We start from the raw sequence: 20,867 nt of genomic DNA, 5'->3' as shown, positions 1-20,867 counted from the left end.
TAGGGTCAGGACCTATTAATTTGGTTTGAATGGTCACCCGGATTTGTGCGGATACGCGAAGCAAGACCGCAGGAAGATATGCATCTTTCAAGGTTTTGCGACAAAGTAGCCCGTACAAATCCGGGTGATCCGTAGGACAGGTGTTATATTTGCAAACTCCTGCGTTAAACCCTTTGCCCGGGGGATTACCCCGCGCTGCAGGCTTTATCCTTGTATTTCACAAATATAACGCCTGCCATTCCAATCAAATTAATTAGGTCCTGACCCTAGATAAACAGGGTCAGAACCCCGGTATAGCCATAGAAACGATCATTGCAAATTTCGCCATTGCCATAAAATCCGGTCAGGGGCAGATCGCCCAATTCATCGCGAATAATCATCATTTCGCGGCTTTCGGTGCCAAACAGATGCGGGCCACGGGCGACACAGCTGCAATACAGCGCACCGCGCGGTTTGCCCGGCAGGCGTTTTTGAAGTTCGGTCAGCATCCGACGCAGATCCTGTTCGGCCGCCGCCCCATCGCGGCGGACAAACCGCACGGCATCACCAGCCTGAACATCGCCACTGATCGCAATCATGTGGTTATGGGGATCAATCCCCATCAGATTACGGACAACAAAATCGCCGGTATCGGACCCCGGCACCATCAGGGCGGCGTGATAGCGGCCCGATGCCATGGAATGTTCGCTGCCATCGGCTTCGAGTTCCTGTTTTAAGACTTCAAGAGCCGGACGATCATCAAGGGTCGAGATAACGCCTTCGCGGCCATCGGTCACACGGTGGACCGGCCCGATGGGTGTGCAGGCCTGACTGATGCCGACCTGAACCGATGTGTTCGCCTCAAACAAAACACCCGAAAGCCCGCCATCAACCACCCGATCGGCCAGTTGCGGAGCACCCCGTTCCCCGGTTGCAATCCCGCCAACCAGATAGGTCGATCCCATCCGGGCCAGTTCAGAAAGGGTTCCCAGACTATCGGGGGCACCCGGATCGCCATGGACCAGGCCAAAGATCGGTTGCAGACGGTCTATTGCCTTTTGCAGGTCGGGTTCATCCAGATCGCGATCGGTTTTGATCGGCTCGAAAATATGGAATGTGTCGCTGGCAAAGGGGGCGATCAGAACAGATGCGGCGGGAACGCCGAAATAGGCACGGCCCGATCCGCAGACACCAATGCCAACCGTGCCGGTCCAATGTTCGATGGAAAGCCTGGATCTCAGGAAGGTCAGGATGCTGCTGATATCGTCGGACAGGGCTTCGGTGACATACAAAAAAGCCAAGGCCTGTTGTGGCAATGGCTCTTTTTCCAAAAGGTCCGCCAGTTCGGAGGCAACAGAAGCCCAGTTTTCTCCGCTGGCATGTGCCGCCCGAAATTCCGCCGTCATGCTTTCTCCCGATCCTGATTGGTCACGTGATCCGGGTCTTGCGCCCGATACATCCCGCTTAACTTAGTACCTTACTTAGTGCCTTAATATCTAAGCATTGCCCCCGTGCTTCCACAAGGGCCAAGCCGCAAGAGTTCTTTCTCACCCCAAGGCCTTCGCCAAAAGGCACCATCAGGAAACGTGTTTGCGCAACAGATCCATCGCCGCATTCAGCTGTGTCATGCGTTGATGCGATCCGTAATTGCTGTCGGGGTGGTGGATGGCGGCAAGGACGCGATATTTGGACCGTACTGCGCGCATATCCGGCCTTGCGTTGGGGGCAAACCCCATCACATGCAGGGCTTCGTTAAATGTCGTGACCCCGCGATCAAGCGGATCAAAGGCAAGGTTATTCACAATTTGCCGCAGACGGTCGAGTTCTTCGCGCGATTGCAAAAGTTCGACTGGCGGTTCTGCCTGACGTTTTTTAAGGGCGCGGGCTTCTTCAAGAACGACTTTCTCCGCCGCCAACACATCGGATTTTTCAACCCGCATATTGACATCCCCGGCATCAAAATCGATGGCCATTTTAAGGGCCTTGCGCACGGTTACGACCGAGAACCCCGGCGGCAGGCGCAATTGCAGGCGCGGTTTCCTGCGCCACGGGCGGCCTTCGGCGGGGCCGGATTTTAAAACGATGGTTTCGCGGTCCCCCTTGGGCGGATCGCCCGGATCGACATAATCGTCAATCGCCTTTTCAGGCACGATCAACATCACCGAACGCGCCAGATCCGCCGCATTCACCCCGCGGCGTTCGGCAAGTGACAAAACAGCGTCGCGAAAGACCGATGCACAGGGAATGGTGTAAGACTGCTTGACCGTTGCAGATGTCGACACGGTGCGCACCCCGATAACTTATTGATTTAATTTCGAAATGCCCATCGTATCAGGCACGGTCCCGGCTTTGATCTTGGTCTGATCTGGAAAGTTTATCGATGGAATGGGCCGCCTGCAACTGCATTTGCAGTCAAAAATTGAATCGCTTCCGATTCATCCACAGGGTAAATGGCGACTCGCAGTGAACGCTTGGAGTCCGCCAAATCGACCAAAACCCCTGATATCAAGCCATTATCGCAGAATCCCGTTGGAATCCATGGGGCGACTCGGTGAATAAGTCTTCAACAAACTTACCCACAGGCACATGGCGCGAAATTTCAGCCATTGATGGCTACATCGTTGAATCATATAGGGGATTCATATGAATCAGTGGTTTCAAAAACACCCGCCAAAAAGAACCGCACCGATCTTTCGCAGCCTTTGCGGCAGGTTGTCGCGATCCGGCAAACCAAAAAAATAACATATGCAGTTATCGGTTTGAGAATTCGAAACATAACCGAAAGTAAATGAGGTGTTAATTTTACAGCAACAGCAGTGTTTTCAAGGTCAAAACCGGGATTTTGACCCTGTTTCGACGTCCTTCACGCTTTGCTGAACTATATGTAACATATTGATATAAATCGATTTAACACGAAACTACCAGCCAACGGGGTTGGATATCGCGACTGCGAACAGTTTCGTTTCGGGTTGTTGACGTTTTCTATCTACATATGCAGTTTTTATCGCAGCAAGAACCGGAAAATTTGCAAAAATTCCCTGTAAACCGAATTCCGGCCCGCCCGCCAACACCGCGCAACCCCTTGAGAACGCGTTTGTTTTTGCGGTAGTGCGCCATAGGGCTGCGACGGCGGCCAAAAATCGATCCGCCCATCGCATAGGGTCCTCGGCCAAAGATCAAATCATCGGGCCCGCCCGGCCAGAAAGCTTAATTCTGGTCCGAGCGGCTTTGACTGATGTGACCAAATGGTATCAGGATGGGTTTTGCAGAAGTTCTATGACATTTGGCAGGATACGTTCGACGATGACGCCGACACCTTCGGCATTCGGGTGCATGCCATCCTCTTGATTAAGTTCCGGTGCCGCAGCAACGCCATCCAGGAAAAATGGATACAATTCAATCTGATAGCGCCCGGACAGATCGGCATAGATGCTGTTGAATTCATCGCCATATGTTGTGCCCATATTGGGCGGTGCGACCATGCCCGCAAGCAAAACGTCAACATCCATCGACCGCAGTTTTTCAATGATCTGGGCCAGATTATCGCGGGTTTGCGATGGCTCCACCCCACGCAGGGCATCATTTGCGCCGAGTTCAAGCAACACCGCATCGGGTTTCTCGACAAGCGCCCAGTCAAGCCGGGCCAGTCCGGCCGCCGTGGTATCCCCCGAAACCGAACTGTTCACCACCCGAACGTTATGCCCGGCATCCTTTAAGGCGGCTTCAAGCCGTGGCGCGAAGCCTTCTTCATGGGACAGGCCATAGCCCGCCATCAGACTATCGCCAAATAAAACAAGGGTTTGCGGATCCTCTTCGGCGGCATTGGCCGACACGCCAAGCGAGACGATGCTTCCGACAAACAGGGCCAAAAGCCCCAATCGGACCAGCCGGTTAAGATAAACCAAGCCCTTTGAAGTGAACTTGATTACAGTACGACCTTGCCCGGACGCCAATTTCATTACAAATCTCACCCTATAAGCTGCCATCTTGTTGAAGTGGTTACCTTGCGGTTACCCTGATGCAGCGCATTCAAACCAAAGAAGTTTGAACCAAAAACGTTCAGATCCGTAAGCTTATGTAACCTGCTTTGTTGATCTTGCAACACACCAAGCCCGATAGGACCCCAGATGAGTGTGACTGAAACCGCCGCAATCCCGGAACAAATTGATGGTTCTTCGGGCGAAAAACCCCAGAAAACCATCGATGTCCAAGATCTGAAACTGCGGCTGCAAGGTCCGGCGGGGATTGTTGAAATCCTTAAAGGTGTCGATCTCAGCGTCAAGGCGGGCGAACGGGTCAGTCTGGTCGGGCCGTCCGGGTCGGGCAAAACATCGCTTTTGATGGTTATTGCCGGACTGGAACAGGCCCAGGAAGGTATCGTCAATGTCTGTGGCAAGGACCTGCGCAGCCTTGATGAAGATGGCCTTGCCCTGTATCGCCGCCACCATGTCGGCATCGTGTTTCAGGATTTCCATCTGATCCCGACCATGAGTGCGTTGGAGAACGTTGCGCTTCCGATGGAGTTTGCCGGACGCAAAGATGCGTTTGAAAAGGCACAGGAAGAACTTGAGCTTGTCGGTCTGGGCCACCGCATTGGCCATTATCCCGGTCAGCTATCAGGTGGCGAGCAGCAGCGCGTCGCGTTGGCGCGTGCCCTGGCGACCGACCCGGAGCTTCTTTTGGCCGATGAGCCGACCGGCAACCTTGACGGTGCGACCGGTGAAACGATTATTGAATTGCTGTTTGATCTGACCAAACGTCGGGGTTCCACACTGCTTTTGATTACCCATGATGCGGGTCTTGCAAAACGGTGTGACCGGACCGTGATGCTGCGTGACGGCGAGATCGTTACGCATCAGGAATCGCAGCCATGAGCACGGCCTTATCCCAATCCAAAGATGCCGACCGCCTGTGGTCGATTGCATGGCGGGTTTGTCGGCGCGAGTTGCGCGGCGGTCTGTCGGGCTTTCGCATTTTCCTTGCCTGCCTTGCCCTTGGGGTTGGATCAATCGCCGCGGTCGGAAACGTTTCGGAATCCGTTCTTTCTGCGCTGGAGCGCGATGGCCGCAAGCTTTTGGGTGGTGATGTTGAACTGCGCCTGACCCATCAGGATGCCACGCCCGATCAGCTTGAATGGCTTGGTGAAAATACCGAACGGATTGGCGAACTTGCCACCATGCGCACCACGGTCTATGGCCCGGAGCAGCGCCGACTGGTCGAGCTAAAGGCGGTTGATGATGCCTATCCGCTGTTTGGCGAGATGGAACTTTCCGACGGCATTCCGTTCGAAGGCAGCCTTGATCAGAAGGATGGCGTTTGGGGGGCTGTGACCGAGGCGGGCTTACTGGAACGCCTGAACATTTCGATTGGCGATACGGTCAAGCTTGGTGATCTGGATGTTGAAATCCGTGGGGTGATTTCCAAGGAACCAGACAAGGCGGTTGGCTTTTTCAATTTTGGCCCGCGCCTGATGGTGTCGAAATCGGCCCTGATGGAAACCGGGTTGGTTCAGCCCGGCAGCCTGATCCGGTATTATTACGCTTTGGATTTGAATGATTCTGAAACGCCGACCGCCTTTCGCGAACGGTTGGAAAACCGGTTCGAAGATGCCGGTTGGCGCATTCGCGATACCGCCAATGCCAATCCCGGATTGCGCCGTTTCATTGAACGCCTGACCTTGTTCCTGACCCTTGTGGGCTTGTCCGCCCTTCTGGTCGGGGGGATCGGGGTTGCCAATGCGGTGCGTGGCCATATCGAAAGCAAAACATCCGTCATCGCCACATTGAAATCAATTGGTGCATCGCATGGATTGGTGTTGCGGATTTACTTCCTGCAAATACTGGTTCTGGCCCTGATCGGGATTGCGATTGGTCTTCTGATCGGTGCGGTCACCCCGGCACTTATCGCCCCGGTTCTGGCCGGACGTCTGCCGATTGATGTGACGCTTGGCCCGGCATTACCGTCGCTTCTCATTGCGACCAGCTTTGGGGTTTTGACCACCTTGGTCTTTGCCCTGCCATCACTTTTACGCGCACGTGAGATTCCGGCAGCCCGATTGTTCCGGGCCAGTGCGGGCCTGTTTACCGGAAGCCCGGTGCGCAAACGGGATCTGCCTTATATCGGTGTGCCGCTTGTGATGTTGCTTGCCCTGACTGTGTTCAGTGCGACAGACAAGGCCATTGCCCTTGGCTTTATTGGCGGGTCGATGGCGGCTGTGGTGATTTTCACCTATGCCGGCCAAGGAATTGTATCTTTATCGAAACGGTTCATTGCCGGACGCGATGCGTTTTCCAGACTGGCGCTTGCCAATCTGCATCGCCCCGGTGCGAACACCATTCCGGTGGCCTTGTCGCTTGGACTGGGCTTGACCCTTTTGGTGACGATTTCCGGAATCGAGGGCAACCTTGATAACGAGATCAACGAGAACCTTCCGGAATCTGCCCCGGCTTTCTTCTTCCTTGATATTCGCCCTGATCAGATGGACCCGTTCAAAGAACAACTTCTGGCACAGGATAATGTTTCGGATATCGAACAAACTCCGATGTTGCGCGGACGTGTAACCGCGATTGACGGGGTTGATTCAGAAGACGTTGGACCGGGCGATGATCGCTGGTTCCTGCGCGGCGATCGCGGACTGACCTTTGCTGCCACCCCGCCACCGGAAACCAAGCTGGTGCGCGGTGACTGGTGGCCAGCAGACTATAACGATGCGTCCAAGCCACTGGTGTCGATCAGTGCCGATATCGGGAATGCCTTTAGTCTTGAGCCCGGCGATACGTTGACCGTCAATATCCTTGGCCGGGATATCACGGCCGAGATTGCCAATTGGCGCGAAATTGAATGGCAAAGCCTGCGCATGAATTTCGCCATGGTGTTTTCACCGGGCCTGATCGACAAGGCCCCCTATAGCCTGATTGCCACCGCCCATATGCCGCGCGAAATGGAAGAACCGGTTGATCGCATGATTGGTCTGGATTTCCCTAATGTGTCGGCCATCCGGGTACGTGAGGCGCTTGAAGCCGCCAATGCCATTCTGGCCGGGATTGGAACCGCGCTGAATGCCACCAGCATGATCGCAATTGTCGCGGGTGTTCTGGTTCTTGCCGGTGCGGTTGCTGCGGGTCGGCGCAAACGCATTTATGATGCCGTGGTGCTTAAGACCCTTGGCGCTACGCGGGCCAACATCCTTTATGCCTATGCGCTGGAATACGGCATCCTTGGCCTTGCGACCGGGGTTATCGCCGCCTTTGTCGGGTCGCTTGCGGCTTGGTCGGTGCTGGTCCTGATCATGGAAGCCAACTGGGTTCTCTTGCCGATGACCATTTTTGGTCCGATTGGCATTGGCCTGTTTGCGACATTGTCCGCGGGGTTTGTTGGCACGTGGCAGGCCCTTCGCAGTCCTGCGGCCCCGCTTCTGCGTAACGAGTAAGTGCAATCGATGCGGTAAGCAAGCTTAAGCCAGATCGCGCAATTCACGCCGGACAACCTTGCCTGTGGTTGTCATCGGCAATTGATCCAGAAAGGCAATCTCGCGCGGATATTCGTGGGCGGCCAACCGGGTTTTGACGAATTCCTTGATCTCGCTTTCAAGTTCGGCACTTTCGGCAAAGCCATCGCTGAGCACGATGAAGGCTTTAACGATCTGGCCGCGCTGATCATCGGGTTTGCCAATAACACCGGCCATACGCACCGCCGGATGGGCAATCAGGCAATCTTCGATCTCGCCCGGTCCAATGCGATAACCCGCCGAGCTGATGACATCATCATCACGCCCGATAAAGCGGATATAGCCATCGGCATCGACACTGCCCATATCGCCCGTCAAAAGCCATTCGCCGACGAATTTGTCGCGGGTGGCTTCGGGGTTGCGCCAATATTCCAAAAACATCACCGGATCAGGCGCGCGCACGGCAATCCGGCCCATTTCGCCGGGTTCAAGCACTTTGCCACTCAGATCAATCACCGCCACATCATGCCCGGGGGCCGGGCGGCCCATCACACCGGGTTTTGGCGTCATGATTGATTGGCAGGAACTGACCACCATGTTGCATTCGGTTTGGCCATAAAATTCATTGATCGTGACGTCAAACACCCGACGGCCCCAATCAAGAAGTTCCGCCCCAAGGGTTTCGCCGCCACTGGCGATTGAGCGCAAATTACAGTTAAATTTCTGCGCCACATCATCCCCGGCGGCCCGCATCATTTTTAACGCGGTTGGCGGCAGGAAGGTATTGCGCACACCATATTGGGCAATCAGATCAAAGGCGGCTTCGGGGGTGAATTTTTCAAACCTGTGGGCAACCACCGGCATGCCATGATGCCAGGCAGGCAGCAAAACATCCAAAAGCCCGCCAATCCACGCCCAGTCCGCAGGGGTCCACATGACATCACCGTCTTGCGGGAAAAAGTCATGCGACATTTCCACACCGGGCAAATGGCCCAGCAACACCCGATGGGCATGCAGCGCACCTTTGGGCTGTCCGGTCGTACCGGATGTATAAATGATCAGGGCCGGTTCATCGGCACGGGTTTTAACCGGTTCAAACGCATCGCTTTCTTCAGCCGACAGGGCTTTGAAGTCAAAGCAGTTATCTGGCGCACCATCAATGACATAGACATATTCAAGGGCCGGAAGAAGATCGCGAATTTCAGCAATCTTTGCCGCCCCTTCCTTGTCCGTCACAAGGGCCTTGGCGGCACAGTTGCCCAACCGGTATTCCAGCGCATCCATGCCAAACAGGGCAAAAAGCGGCACGGCAATCGCGCCCATTTTATAGGTCGCGACATGGGAAATGGCGGTTTCCGGGCTTTGCGGCAGCAAAATCCCGACCCGATCGCCACGGCGAATACCATGACGCCGCATGACATTGGCAAAGCGGTTTGAAAGGCGTTTGATCTGGGCAAAGGTATAATCGCGGCGCGACCCATCACGTCTGCGATGCATCAAGGCCAATCGATCCGGGTCATCAGCCCATTTATCGCAGACATCAACGCCGATATTGTAATATGTCGGTACGTCCCAGACAAAGTCTGAACACACCGTCGCGTAATTTTCACGACAGACCAGCATCTTTCCTCCCTGAATTTACCGCTGTTATTTGTTTTTGGCTGCGGCAAATGTTGCAGGCATGCTAGTGCCAAATTTCCAGAAATGGAAGGTCTGTGTGCACCCTATACATTCAGATAATCGGCTTTGATCCCGAAGATTTCACGACGCCGGATCGAGCAAAAATGTCAAATTTGCCGGCTGCCCGGCATCGGTTGACGCCCGCGAATGACAGCCAAGGCAGGTGGCATCCGATTGATGTTGCATGAAGCTTTCAAGCGCACTGTTGGTCAAATACCTTGGAACTTCCCCCACCCCGAACGGGGCGCCACCGGGATTGCCGATCCATTGCGTGCCCAAAAGCATGTAATTTTGCCAAACCGTCCCGGCCAGCTTGTTTTGCCAGACGAAATTGGTTTCTGCCGTTCCTGAAAACAATCGCCAGCACCGGACAATATCGGGCGGAACAAGCGCGCCACCGGAAACCGGGCGGGCAAAGGGCCGGGTATCTGCCCATCGGATGTCACCGGCGATTGATTGATTGGCAGCCCCTCCCTTGGCCGTGCCCCCGTCATAAAATGCGTAAGCTTGATCGGTTTCATCGGGCGCAAGGCACCCGTCGGCAAAAGGATTATCGGTAATGATGCTGTTTGGGCGGCGGGCATTGGCTGCCAAGGGCACATTATCAACATGCTCGAAACTTGACCAAATCCAGCGATCCCCATTGCCGCTGGCCACGCGTTGCACGATATGCAGGCCAACCAGCCCAACCGTGACATCAAGGCATTTTGGCTGCCCATCCAGCGTCTGATCGATGCCAAGGGAAATGCGGGCCGGACGGGTGTAATAGGTGCGACCTGTCCCGACATCTTGCGCGCCATCATCCGGCAGAATTCGCCAGGCAAATTTCAACAATTGCGCGCCCATCACACCGGGTGCGGATGGCGGGATGGCGGGTGCCGCCGGTTCGGTCCCGGCATCATCATCGCCGTTTGCCACCAAGACAGGTTGTGCAAGGTCGGCAACCCGATCCATATGCCCGATGGGGAAATCAATCGCTGCGCCTGATTTGGCAAATGCCGCACGACCGTCTTTGGTCTCCAGACCATTTGAAAGGATATAATCGCGCGCAGCCGGGTTGATCCGGGTTTCAAACAGAACAAAGTTCCCCGCCTGATCGACCAGCACATCCCCGCTTGATTGCACATAGCTTGCCAGCAAAAGATGCCCGTTGGGCAATCCGTCACGGCATGCGGCATTGGGATAGGTCACAGCGGACAGCACATCACGCCGGGTTGGGAATGTTTCCCAAAGTGCGGTCTGATCAGAGGCATTAGGCGATGCCATCAAGGCGGTAAATGCCTGCCATGAAAAACGGTCAAAGGGACGTTGCGCGTGATAGGCCAGAAATCGATAGACAAAACTGGCGTCAAATTCCGGCACATCAACCGGCAGGACAGCGCACGGCTGATCACCGATACCATTCGCGCAGAACTCAGCCCCATCATATTCATCGGTAAAGACCGCGATATCGCCCGCATCAGGAGTCGCGTTTAGATTGGCGTTTTGCGCGGCAGCACCCAGCGGGATGGACATGGCGAGCAGTCCGGACATTAAAGCCAAACCCCAGCCCGTGCGGCGTTTCCATAAACGCACACGCAATCGATCAATCGTTTGAGAGATATGGTTTGGTGTGATCAAGACGATCTCTGACATGCCATATCGGGCCCTTATTATGTTCTGCCACAACATCACGATCCCCCACCACGCAACATGATAGCCCTGATTATGCGACCTGTCGCGCATCGTCACATTGTTTTGTTATAGGGCAGGCAACGTGAACAGGATCACATTTGACCGGCACCCGACATTGTCGTTTCGGTCAAACCGTTGCTTTTCACGGAAAACCTGCCATATTTTGAGCATCGTAGAATTGTATATTGATTCTGCACACAAATGGATCAAAGAGGGATTTCAATGGCTTTTGAAACGCGTCAACGTGGCTATGACGTCTCGGTTGGCCGGTCGGCGGCCGAGGTCGATGCAGGCCTTCGCTCCTATATGCTGAGTGTCTACAACTACATGGCATCCGCACTTGCCTTGACCGGTATCGTGGCCATGGTTGTTTCGACCAGCCCTACCCTGATGCAGGCTATTTTCGGCACCGGACTCCAGTGGGTTGTGATGCTTGCCCCGATCGGGCTTGTTTTCTACCTGAGCGCACGCATCCACAAGATGAGCTTTGGTGCCGCACAGGCGACATTCTGGATTTATGCCGGACTGATGGGCCTGTCCCTGTCGTCAATCTTCCTGGTTTATACCGGTGAGTCGATTGCACGCACATTCTTCATCACCGCGAGTACTTTTGGTGCGATGAGCCTGTTTGGCTATACCACCAAGAAAGACCTGTCGGGTTGGGGCAGCTTCCTGTTTATGGGCCTGATCGGCATTATCATTGCCAGCGTGGTCAATATCTTCCTTGGAAGCGGCATGCTGCAGTTCATCATCTCGGCAGCAGGTGTTCTGATCTTCACCGGCCTGACCGCGTATGACACCCAGCGCATCAAGGAAGAATATCACGAGCATGACGACACAACCACTTCAGGCAAAAAAGCCCTGTTCGGTGCGCTGCGTCTTTATCTCGACTTCGTGAACCTGTTCATCATGCTGCTGCACTTCTTTGGCAACCGCGAATAGAACTATTCCGGCAGTCGCAGTCAAAACCCCCGCAGCCATCGGCTGCGGGGGTTTCTTTTGTCCGCTACATCGCTTGACAGAAGATCGCCAGATCAGGATTAGGAAGCAGGTGCCTTTACCGCATCATCCCCACCCGTGGCATCCATGATCGCCTTGCGATGGCCAAGTTGGGATAATGCGTTTTCCGAACGGGTATACCCACCAGAGGCCGCACGCGCTGCCCCCTTTGCCCCTGCATCGACAAAGGCCTCGTAAGCTTGTGAAAAGCCCCGTCGGGCACTTGTCAGCAACTCCATATCTTTATGCAAGCCACCGTTGGTCAGTTGTACGGTCGCAAGTGCAAACATGATCCGGCCCCAGATGTAGGGATGATCCCGCCGGGCACAGACCTTTAACGCGGCCTGAAACACCGGAACAACTTGCGTATCGGGAATGCTGACATCCTTGATGGCGGCCGATGATACAATCGACTCTGCCAAACCATAGGCCGTGAGCGAATAAAGCGGTGCATGGGTCCGATTATTGATCATGCCAAGGGCCCGACGATATTGTGCGCCGGCTTCATCAACCATCCTGGCATCTTCGGCGTCCTTGCCGCTGGCAACCATTGCTTCGCCCAGCTTGCAAATCGCAAGCGCACAGGCAACCGGCGATCCGACAGATTGTTCAAACCGCCGTTCAAGCAATTGCCAGATCCCTGTCGCAACCGCACCGGACCGGGCTTTGAGATTGCCAATCAAAGACCAGTTCACAAGCCCGCCATACATGGCAAGAACGGCCGTGGAGGGCGCATTGATCTTTGAAAAGTCACTGATCCGGGCGATTAAATCTTCTGCCCGCACTTCTGCTTCTTTGGCGACCTCTTCCTTATGCTGCTTGGCTTCGCCCAGAAGTCCTGCTGATGCCTTGCGTTGTATTGCCACTTCTTTTGTTGGCGCGTCGCCTGCATCGGTCAAGATAGCCCGGATCTGGGGTTCAAGAACCTTAAGCGCGCTTGCGCAATAGGACCGATCCCCTGTTTCGGTCAGAATAAACACACCAAAAGCATATGCGATGGCCACACCGCTTCCAACCGCGGTCAGTTTGTCGCCCTGATTGATCCGGTCCTGAAAGTTTTCAAGACACGAAGACAAGCGTGAAATATGCAATAGACGCTGTTCGCCACCACGCGATTGCAGCAATAAAGCGGCTGCCAGTAAAATCCGAAGGGCTTCTGCGACATCGGGATGATCTGGCTGTTTGAAAACATAGGTCATCGGCAGCATCAGATCATACAGGGATGATACCAGTGGTTCACTGACCAGATGCACATCCAGATCGCCAGTCGCCGGGTCCTGTTGGCCCCAGAATATCGCATCGGCATCAACCCGCTTACCCACGTTAAGCACGCCAAGCTGGGCTTCGCGCATGGCTTGAAACGGATCGATGGCATCGGGATTTGGACTGAAATACTGATCAATCCGGATTGCCCGGCTTTCAGGGATTTTCGTCAGACTGGCGGCGATTGTTTCGGCAAATCGATCCGATGGCCGTGCCCCACCTGTAACAGCAGTTTCAGCAGCGCTAAATCTGGCAATGGCGTAAACACATGATGTGTCTTCTGCCGCACGATCCTCGGCAGTGTCTTCGTCGTTCTCAACTGTCTCGTTGCCTGTGATCAAAGACTTGATCACCAAACCAACCATCGACCAGAACCCAGCCATTTTTGCCCTTATGCGTACCTTTGAATCGTCAATACAACTCAAAGGAATATCCAAACTCAGCGAACACCATTGTCATCCGCACAACATCGATGGTCAATGGCATGACCGGTGGTTTCAGTTAATACCGGAGTATAGTGTATACAATCCTCAAATGGGGAGTATTACCAGCAAACTACGCATATTTTGGGCACAAAGCCGCCAATTATTTCTAGTGCCACGGACGGCGGCGACGGCGCGGTGCAGAAGTCGCATTGGGTTTTGCCGCCCAAGGTCCCGAATGCGTCATAGATGCAGCTTCTGATTGCGGTGATGACGGCACCATGGATTTAAGCCGGGCAATGCGATTTGCCATGTCTGGATGGGTCGAAAACAGGCTATCCACCCCCTTACCCGATAGCGGGTTGGCAATATACATATGGGCGGTTGCCGGGTTGCGTTCGGCCTCCATATTCGGGATGGCGTGAACGCCCTTATCAAGCTTATTCAGCGCACTGGCCAGCCACAACGGATGGCCACAGATTTCCGCCCCGATGCGGTCTGCGTCATATTCGCGCGACCGTGAAATGGCCATTTGCACGATCATGGCCCCCATCGGGGCTAAAATCGCAATCAGGATCATGCCAATCCCGCCCAAGGGATTGTTGTTTTCGCTGCGATTGCCGCCAAACATACCGGCAAACATCGCAAAGTTTGCCAATGCGGAAATGGCCCCGGCAATGGTGGCGGTAATCGTCATGGTCAGGGTATCGCGGTTTTTCACATGGGCCAGTTCGTGGGCCATGACACCGGCAATCTCATTGCGATCCAGAAGCTTCAAAAGGCCTGTGGTTGCCGCGACCGCAGCATTTTCCGGGTTACGCCCGGTGGCAAATGCGTTGGGTTGGGGGTTTTCAATCACATAGACCTTGGGCATCGGAAGACCGGCATTGCGCGCAAGATCGCGCACCATGGAGACAAGTTCCGGGGCGGTTTTATCATCCACCTGTCGCGCACTGCGCATGCGCAGCAACATCGCATCGGAATTCCAATAGGCAAACACGTTCATTGCGCCCGCAAACAGCAAGGCAATGATCATGCCCTGCTGACCGCCAATCATCATGCCAACGGCACCAAACAGCGCGGTCAACCCGGCGAGTAACAAACCTGTACGGATGTAATTCATGCTCGAATACCCTTTTGGCGAACAATCTGAGCGAAAGATAAGGCGTGGTTTCGCGTTGGCAAGCACCCGGCAATTATGAACTGATGATTCCGCAATAGTATAGGCCATTGCCCCCGTTGGTGTGGGCAATTTGTTCTCACTAACCATCTGACCTAGAGGGACAATTCCGAATTTTTTGCCCACGTGACCGATGTCACAGAAAAAATACCGCAGATGTCAAAGGAGTCCCCGCCACACGCATGAGTGGCAGTGATGTTGCTTGTTTTCCGACATATCACAGCAGGAGACACCGCAATGGTCAATATTCAGGGACAATTTTCATTGGTTGGGGCGCAGATGCTGCTCTTCAATCGGCCGATTGATATACAAACCGGCGAGTACACCACCAAATATAGTGCCGAGGAATGGAAAGAACACATGCTTTCCCGTCAGGCAGAGTTCAAGGAAGTCCGAAAGACTGCGGAAAACAACCTTTCAAACTGGCTTGATGACAACAGCGATGCACAGGTCACCCGTGCCTATTATCTGGATGAGGAACTCACCGCCGTTTTTGGCACCAACAACGCCAATGTTTCGAACGGCATGAATTACGGTTTTGAGTACGGCGTTGCCAAAAGTGACGGAGAACAACGCGGACTAAGCGGCGATGACCTGACCGAGTATGTAGAAAACCGAATCGAGTTCGAGCTCAAACGCAAATATGGCAACCGTCTGGAAGTCAGGGAAGGTCCTGCTGGGACCATGGGCACAGTTGGCGACTACCGTGAAGAGCTGTTTGGCGGAGAACGCTGGCCATCCGTCGAAAACATTCCACAACATCCCGAAATTGACTGGAATGCGCCGTCGCCGAAAGAGGCCGGCACATGGAAAGGCCCGATAGAGCTTAATACGACGGCGTTTCTGACCATGCGCGAGCAAGCCAGAAACGCCTGACAGGAAAAGAAAGAAACAGCCGGACCTGCGGGGTCGGGGGAGGGGTTAAGGCCCGGCTGTTTCTGCAACGATGGCGTTTACTCCGCAGGCTGATGTGTCTCAGCCTCATCAAGTGAACGCACTTCGTTGCGCCGGCCAATCATGCGCACAAGCACATAAAAGACCGGGGTCAGGATCAGGCCAAATATCGTCACGCCCAGCATGCCGGAGAACACAGCAATACCGATCGCGTGGCGCATCTCGGCCCCTGCACCACTGGACAGAACCAGCGGCACAACGCCCATGATGAAGGCCAGTGAAGTCATCAGGATCGGGCGCAACCGAAGTCGGCTTGCCTCGATCGCGGCCTGGACTGTTGTCCGGCCCTGATGTTCCAGTTCGCGGGCGAACTCGACAATCAGGATCGCGTTTTTGGATGCCAGTCCGGCCAAAACAAACAGACTGATCTGGGTGAAGATGTTGTTGTCTCCGCCAAACAGATAGACACCAAAAACAGACGACAGGATGCTCATCGGTACGATCAGGATCACAGCCAGCGGCATGGTCAGGCTTTCGTATTGGGCGGCCAGAACCAGGAACACCAGAAGGATACAGATCGGGAAGACAAAGATCGCCGTATTGCCCGCCAGAATCTGCTGATAGGTCAGCTCCGTCCATTCATAGGACATGCCCGGCGGCAGCGTTTCTTCGAGTATCTTCGTGATTGCGGCTTGTGCCTCGCCGCTCGAATAGCCCGGTGCGGCATTGCCGTTCAGATCGCCCGACCGGAAGCCGTTATAGCGCATCGCCGTATCCGGCCCGAAGGTTTCGGAAACCGACAGGACACTGCCAAGTGGCACCATATCGCCATCGGCATTGCGTGTTTGCAGACGCAGGATGTCTTCCGGGCTGGATCGATATGGCTTATCGGCCTGTGCGATCACCTGATAGGTCCGGCCAAAAGCGTTGAAGTCATTGACATACATCGACCCAAGATAGACCTGCATGGTCCGGAAGATTTCATCCACCGGAATGCCAAGTTGCTGGACCTTGGTCCGGTCAAGCGATGCCTGAAGTTGCGGAACGTTGATGTTGTAGCTGGAAAACACACCGGTTAGTTCCGGGGCTGCCCATGCCTTGGCCAGAACCTGTTTCATGGCATCATCAAGCGCGCGATAGCCTTGATCCGAGCGGTCCTGAATTTGCAGCTTGAACCCGCCAACAGTGCCAAGCCCCTGCACCGGCGGTGCCGGGAAGATGGCAACAAAGGCCTCGTCAATGGCGCCAAACTTCTGTTGAAGTTTACCGGCAATCGCCAAGCCCGAAAGATCATCGCTTTTGCGTTCGGCAAAGTCGGTCAGGGTGACAAACACGATGCCCGCACTTGAACTGTTCACAAAGCCGTTGATCGACAAGCCCGGAAAGGCCACTGCACTTTCAACACCGGGTTCTTGCAAGGCAATGTCCGACATTTCACGAATGACGTCTTCGGTCCGGTCCAGCGTTGCGCCCTGTGGCAGTTGGGCAAAACTGACCAGATATTGTTTGTCCTGAATCGGGACGAACCCGCTCGGCAATATCTGGAAGCCCTGATAGGTCAGGACCAGCAAACCGGCATAGAGCACCATCATGATCGATTTAACACCCAGCAGGCGTTTGACACCCCCGGCATAAAGATCGGTACTGCGGTTAAAGAATCGGTTGAACCCACGGAAGAACCAGCCAAAGACAAAGTCCATCCCGCGTGTCAGCCAGTCTTTTGGTGCATCATGGCTGCGCAACAGCAAGGCCGACAAGGCCGGGCTAAGTGTCAGGGAATTGATCGTTGAAATGATCGTTGCAATCGCAATGGTCAGGGCAAATTGCTGATAAAACTGACCTGTCAGGCCACTGATAAAGGCAATTGGCACAAACACACCGGTAATCACAAGCGATGTCGCAATGATCGGCCCGGTGACTTCGCGCATCGCCGCAACCGTTGCATCGCGTGGTGATAGACCACGTTCGATGTTTCGTTCAACGTTTTCAACAACGACAATCGCATCATCAACCACGATCCCGATGGCAAGGATCAAGCCAAACAACGACAGCACATTGATCGAAAAGCCCATCAACAGCATCAGCGCGAATGTGCCAATGATCGATACCGGCACCGCAAGCAACGGAATGATCGATGCCCGCCATGTTTGCAGGAAGATCGTTACCACGACAACGACAAGGGCGACGGCTTCGAGCAATGTCACGATCACGGATTTGATCGAACCACGCACAAAGACGGTCGGGTCATAGACGATGCTGTAATCAAGGTCTTCGGGGAAGTTTTGCTTCAATTCTTCCATCGCCGCACGGACATTGCTTGAAATATCAAGCGCGTTTGAACCGGGCGATGCAAAGATCGGAATGGCGACAGCAGGTTTGTTATCAAGCAAGGAGCGCAGCGCATATTGCTGTGCCTCCATCTCGATCCGGGCAACGTCGCCCAGACGCGTGATCGTGCCATCTTCACCGCGTTTGATGATGATGCTTTCAAACTCTTCCGGGCTTTCCAGACGGCCACTGATATTGATCGGCAACTGGAACTGAACACCGCTGTCATAGGGTGCGCCGCCGATGATGCCTGCAGCAACCTGCACGTTCTGGCTTTGGATGGCAGCAACCACTTCACCGGCTGTCAGGTTACGTTCGGCAACCTTGTCGGGGTTCAGCCAGACACGCATGGCGTAATCGCCTGAGCCAAACAGTCCCACCTGCCCGACACCGTTAATACGGGCCAGACGGTCGCGGACATTGAGCGTCGCATAGTTACGTAAGTAAAGCATGTCATAGCGTTCATCGGGTGAACGCAAATGCACCACCATGGTCAGATCAGGCGACTGTTTTGACACGGTCACGCCAAGCTGACGCACGACATCTGGCAGACGTGGTTCGGCCTGCGACACGCGGTTCTGGACTTTTTGCTGGGCCAGATCCGGATCCGTGCCGATTTCAAAGGTCACGGTCAGCGACAGATTGCCATCCGTGGTTGCCAGCGAATTGATATAGAGCATCCCCTCAACGCCGTTGATTTGCTCTTCCAGCGGGGATGCGACGGTTTCGGAAATTTCGGCCGGGTTGGCACCGGGAAACTTGGCGGAGACCACGACCGTTGGCGGCACGACTTCCGGATATTCGGAAATCGGCAAACGCCACATGGCAATGAGGCCCGCCATAAGAATCAGGACGGACAGGACGCCGGCAAAGATCGGGCGATCCACAAAAAATCTGGACAGGTTCTGCATGACGGTCAGCCTTGCTTATGCGCGCAGTACAGCACCCCTCAGGATGCAGAGACTTGCAGAATTTCGGGGGAAACAGCCATGCCGGGTCGGACCTTCATGATGCCGTTGACAATGACAAGGTCGCCAATCTCAAGACCGGATGTGACAATCCGCATGCCGTTGATTTCCGACCCCAGAGTCACCTGACGATAGGCAACAGTGTTATCGGGCAAAACGACATAGACGAATTTGCGGTCCTGATCGGTACTGATGGCCTCAGGAGAAATCAGAATGACCTCTTCCTTGGCAAGGGTACCGACCTCGAGACTGGCAAAGCTGCCGGGCAGAAGGGTGCCGTCAAGATTGTCAAACAGCGCACGGGTCCGGATGGTGCCGGTGCGCGGATCAATGCGGTTGTCAAAGCTGTGCACATGTCCGGAAACGTGACGACCACTCGACAGCGTCATATTGACCGGAATGCTTTGCGCGGCATCGTCGATCTTGCCGCTTTCGCCAAGACTGGCAAAAAAGGTCTGCTCGTCCAGATCAAAGTCGGCATAGATTTTCCCGGTCGAGACAATCGTGGTCAGAACCGGTGCGTTGGAACCGGCATTCACCTGATTGCCAACCGTCAGTTCGACACGGCTGACACGGCCGTCAATCGGGGCTTTGACATAAGCGTGATCAAGTTCGATTTCGGCCAGTTCAAGCTGTGCCTGTGCACGGCTGACCTGACTTTGCGCGACCTGATGGGTGCTGAGCCGTTCGTCATAGACCCGTTTTGACACGGTGCCGTTTGCAACAAGCTTTTCGGCCCGTTCTTTTTCCTTGGATGCCAATGACAGGCTTTGCCGGGCAGCTGAAAGTTCAGCGCGGGCTTCATCAACCGCCGCCTGATAGCTGCGCGGGTCAATCACCGCAAGGATATCCCCCTTGGAGACCAACTGACCGTCCTCAAAACGGATTTCGACGATCGCACCACTGACTTGCGGGCGTAACTGGACTTCTTCAACCGCGCTTAGACGGCCGGAAAAGTTGCTCCAGAGGTGGACGGAATTGCTTTTTACACCCGATACGGTGACCGGGGTTGCCATGGGCGCGGATTGAACCGCGACCTCATCAGCGGATGATCCGGAGATATGCAGACCATATCCCCCGGCGGCAACTGCCAGCGCCAACACGGCCGCGGACAGCACTATTTTGCGTTTTGATCGTGACTGCATCTTACCATCTTCCAAAAGCGTGAACCGCATAGATCGCGGACTATTTGATGGGAAGATGCATACCGATCGGTTTGTTTGCAAGTGCAAGAAGGCAAAAAAATGGCGTTTTTTTAAATTAATTTAGTTTGACGTGAAAATGTCAGGCAGCGTCAGTAGTGGCTACTTCCCTGAATTTACATTGTAAATTCAGGATTCGGCAGATCCCTTCGCGAAGATCAGACCGAACAGTATCAAGATCATTAAAAACTTGGCCATATGTCAGCAAACCGTGGACATACTGGAAAATCATCCGCGCAAGCATTGTGACGTCACCATCCGTACCCAGCATACCCTCGCCTTTCAGGCCACGCACCATCGATGCAAGATATTTGATCTGTTCTTCCGCCAGTTCGCGTGAACAATTCTGGATTTCAACATCTTCCGGGCCGACCTGACCACCAGCGGTAAAGATCGGGCAGACACAGACTTCGTTTTCGCCGGGAACCGCGTATTTTTCCTGCTTGTTACAGACAAGCGCGATATAGCGGTTAAGTTGGTCAATCGGCGGAACATCGGGGGAAAAGATGGCGCGAAGTTCATCCTTGCCCTTTTCCCAGTGATGGCGGGCAGAGGCGGCAAACAGCGCGGCCTTACTGTCAAAATGATGATAGAACGCGCCCTTGGTGACACCGGCATGTTTGCACACATCACTGACACCAACATCGTGATAACTGCGGGTCGCCAATAGTTCGATGGCAGTTTCCAGCAGCTTGATCCGGGTTTCTACGGCGTTCCTCATGGTTTTCACCTAATTTTTTTGTCTTTACACAGATAAATATACGTACCGGTTGGTATTTTTCAAGGAATTCACCCGATATATCTTCAGATCATCATATAATGATGGCAGGA

14 protein-coding genes are annotated in these 20,867 nt (G+C 54.3%); 4 read left to right on the top strand and 10 right to left on the bottom strand.

The genetic code is table 11. The features are described from left to right. Positions 1 to 266: 266 nt before the first annotated feature. From RIC05_RS06420 to RIC05_RS06410, 3 genes are all read right to left on the bottom strand, one after another. Positions 267 to 1,385, bottom strand: a complete 1,119-nt coding sequence (locus RIC05_RS06420) for an FIST signal transduction protein (RefSeq protein WP_350042941.1) — start codon at positions 1,383 to 1,385, stop codon at positions 267 to 269. Between the two features lie 171 nt (positions 1,386 to 1,556). Continuing rightward, positions 1,557 to 2,261 (bottom strand): J domain-containing protein, encoded by a 705-nt coding sequence (locus RIC05_RS06415; protein ID WP_350042942.1) that lies wholly within the window; start codon positions 2,259 to 2,261, stop codon positions 1,557 to 1,559. 969 nt (positions 2,262 to 3,230) lie between these two features. Further along, on the bottom strand, positions 3,231 to 3,938 hold the full coding sequence (locus RIC05_RS06410) for an arylesterase (protein ID WP_350044868.1): 708 nt from the start codon (positions 3,936 to 3,938) through the stop codon (positions 3,231 to 3,233). A gap of 168 nt (positions 3,939 to 4,106) precedes the next feature. On the opposite strand from RIC05_RS06410, the gene RIC05_RS06405 reads away from it, so the two are divergent. Further along, positions 4,107 to 4,853 (top strand): ABC transporter ATP-binding protein, encoded by a 747-nt coding sequence (locus tag RIC05_RS06405; RefSeq protein WP_350044869.1) that lies wholly within the window; start codon positions 4,107 to 4,109, stop codon positions 4,851 to 4,853. Next, entirely contained in the window at positions 4,850 to 7,408 is a 2,559-nt protein-coding gene (locus RIC05_RS06400; protein ID WP_350044870.1) for an ABC transporter permease, read from the top strand. The genes RIC05_RS06405 and RIC05_RS06400 overlap by 4 nt, the downstream gene beginning before the upstream one ends. Before the next feature lie 24 nt (positions 7,409 to 7,432). On the opposite strand, the gene RIC05_RS06395 is transcribed toward RIC05_RS06400, so the two are convergent. Beyond that, the gene (locus tag RIC05_RS06395; protein ID WP_350044871.1) at positions 7,433 to 9,049 is read right to left on the bottom strand and encodes an acyl-CoA synthetase; all 1,617 of its coding nucleotides are present in this window, start codon (positions 9,047 to 9,049) and stop codon (positions 7,433 to 7,435) included. Between the two features lie 138 nt (positions 9,050 to 9,187). Beyond that, positions 9,188 to 10,741 carry a hypothetical protein gene (locus tag RIC05_RS06390; protein WP_350044872.1) on the bottom strand — a complete coding sequence of 518 codons (1,554 nt, stop codon included), beginning with the start codon at positions 10,739 to 10,741 and terminating at the stop codon, positions 9,188 to 9,190. 261 nt (positions 10,742 to 11,002) lie between these two features. Here RIC05_RS06390 and RIC05_RS06385 point away from each other — a divergent pair, with 261 nt between their 5' ends. Continuing rightward, positions 11,003 to 11,722 (top strand): Bax inhibitor-1/YccA family protein, encoded by a 720-nt coding sequence (locus RIC05_RS06385; protein ID WP_350044873.1) that lies wholly within the window; start codon positions 11,003 to 11,005, stop codon positions 11,720 to 11,722. A 98-nt stretch (positions 11,723 to 11,820) separates the two neighbouring features. On the opposite strand, the gene RIC05_RS06380 is transcribed toward RIC05_RS06385, so the two are convergent. Together RIC05_RS06380 and htpX are read right to left on the bottom strand one after the other, a co-directional pair. Continuing rightward, complete coding sequence (locus RIC05_RS06380) at positions 11,821 to 13,425, bottom strand: hypothetical protein (RefSeq protein ID WP_350044874.1); 1,605 nt, start codon at positions 13,423 to 13,425, stop codon at positions 11,821 to 11,823. 208 nt (positions 13,426 to 13,633) lie between these two features. After that, positions 13,634 to 14,587 (bottom strand): zinc metalloprotease HtpX, encoded by a 954-nt coding sequence (gene htpX / locus RIC05_RS06375; RefSeq protein WP_350044875.1) that lies wholly within the window; start codon positions 14,585 to 14,587, stop codon positions 13,634 to 13,636. Positions 14,588 to 14,881: 294 nt separating this feature from the next. Here htpX and RIC05_RS06370 point away from each other — a divergent pair, with 294 nt between their 5' ends. Then, complete coding sequence (locus tag RIC05_RS06370; RefSeq protein ID WP_350044876.1) at positions 14,882 to 15,520, top strand: hypothetical protein; 639 nt, start codon at positions 14,882 to 14,884, stop codon at positions 15,518 to 15,520. Positions 15,521 to 15,597: 77 nt separating this feature from the next. Here RIC05_RS06370 and RIC05_RS06365 read toward each other — a convergent pair whose 3' ends face one another. From RIC05_RS06365 to RIC05_RS06355, 3 genes are all read right to left on the bottom strand, one after another. Continuing rightward, on the bottom strand, positions 15,598 to 18,777 hold the full coding sequence (locus tag RIC05_RS06365; RefSeq protein ID WP_350044877.1) for an efflux RND transporter permease subunit: 3,180 nt from the start codon (positions 18,775 to 18,777) through the stop codon (positions 15,598 to 15,600). A 38-nt stretch (positions 18,778 to 18,815) separates the two neighbouring features. Further along, on the bottom strand, positions 18,816 to 19,979 hold the full coding sequence (locus RIC05_RS06360) for an efflux RND transporter periplasmic adaptor subunit (protein WP_350044878.1): 1,164 nt from the start codon (positions 19,977 to 19,979) through the stop codon (positions 18,816 to 18,818). A gap of 139 nt (positions 19,980 to 20,118) precedes the next feature. Then, entirely contained in the window at positions 20,119 to 20,757 is a 639-nt protein-coding gene (locus tag RIC05_RS06355) for a TetR/AcrR family transcriptional regulator (protein ID WP_350044879.1), read from the bottom strand. Positions 20,758 to 20,867 lie beyond the last annotated feature (110 nt).

Origin of the sequence: Thalassospira sp., from assembly GCF_040218635.1 — a bacterium.
Classification (GTDB): Bacteria; Pseudomonadota; Alphaproteobacteria; order Rhodospirillales; family Thalassospiraceae; genus Thalassospira.
This window is presented reverse-complemented; position numbering and strand designations above follow the sequence as displayed.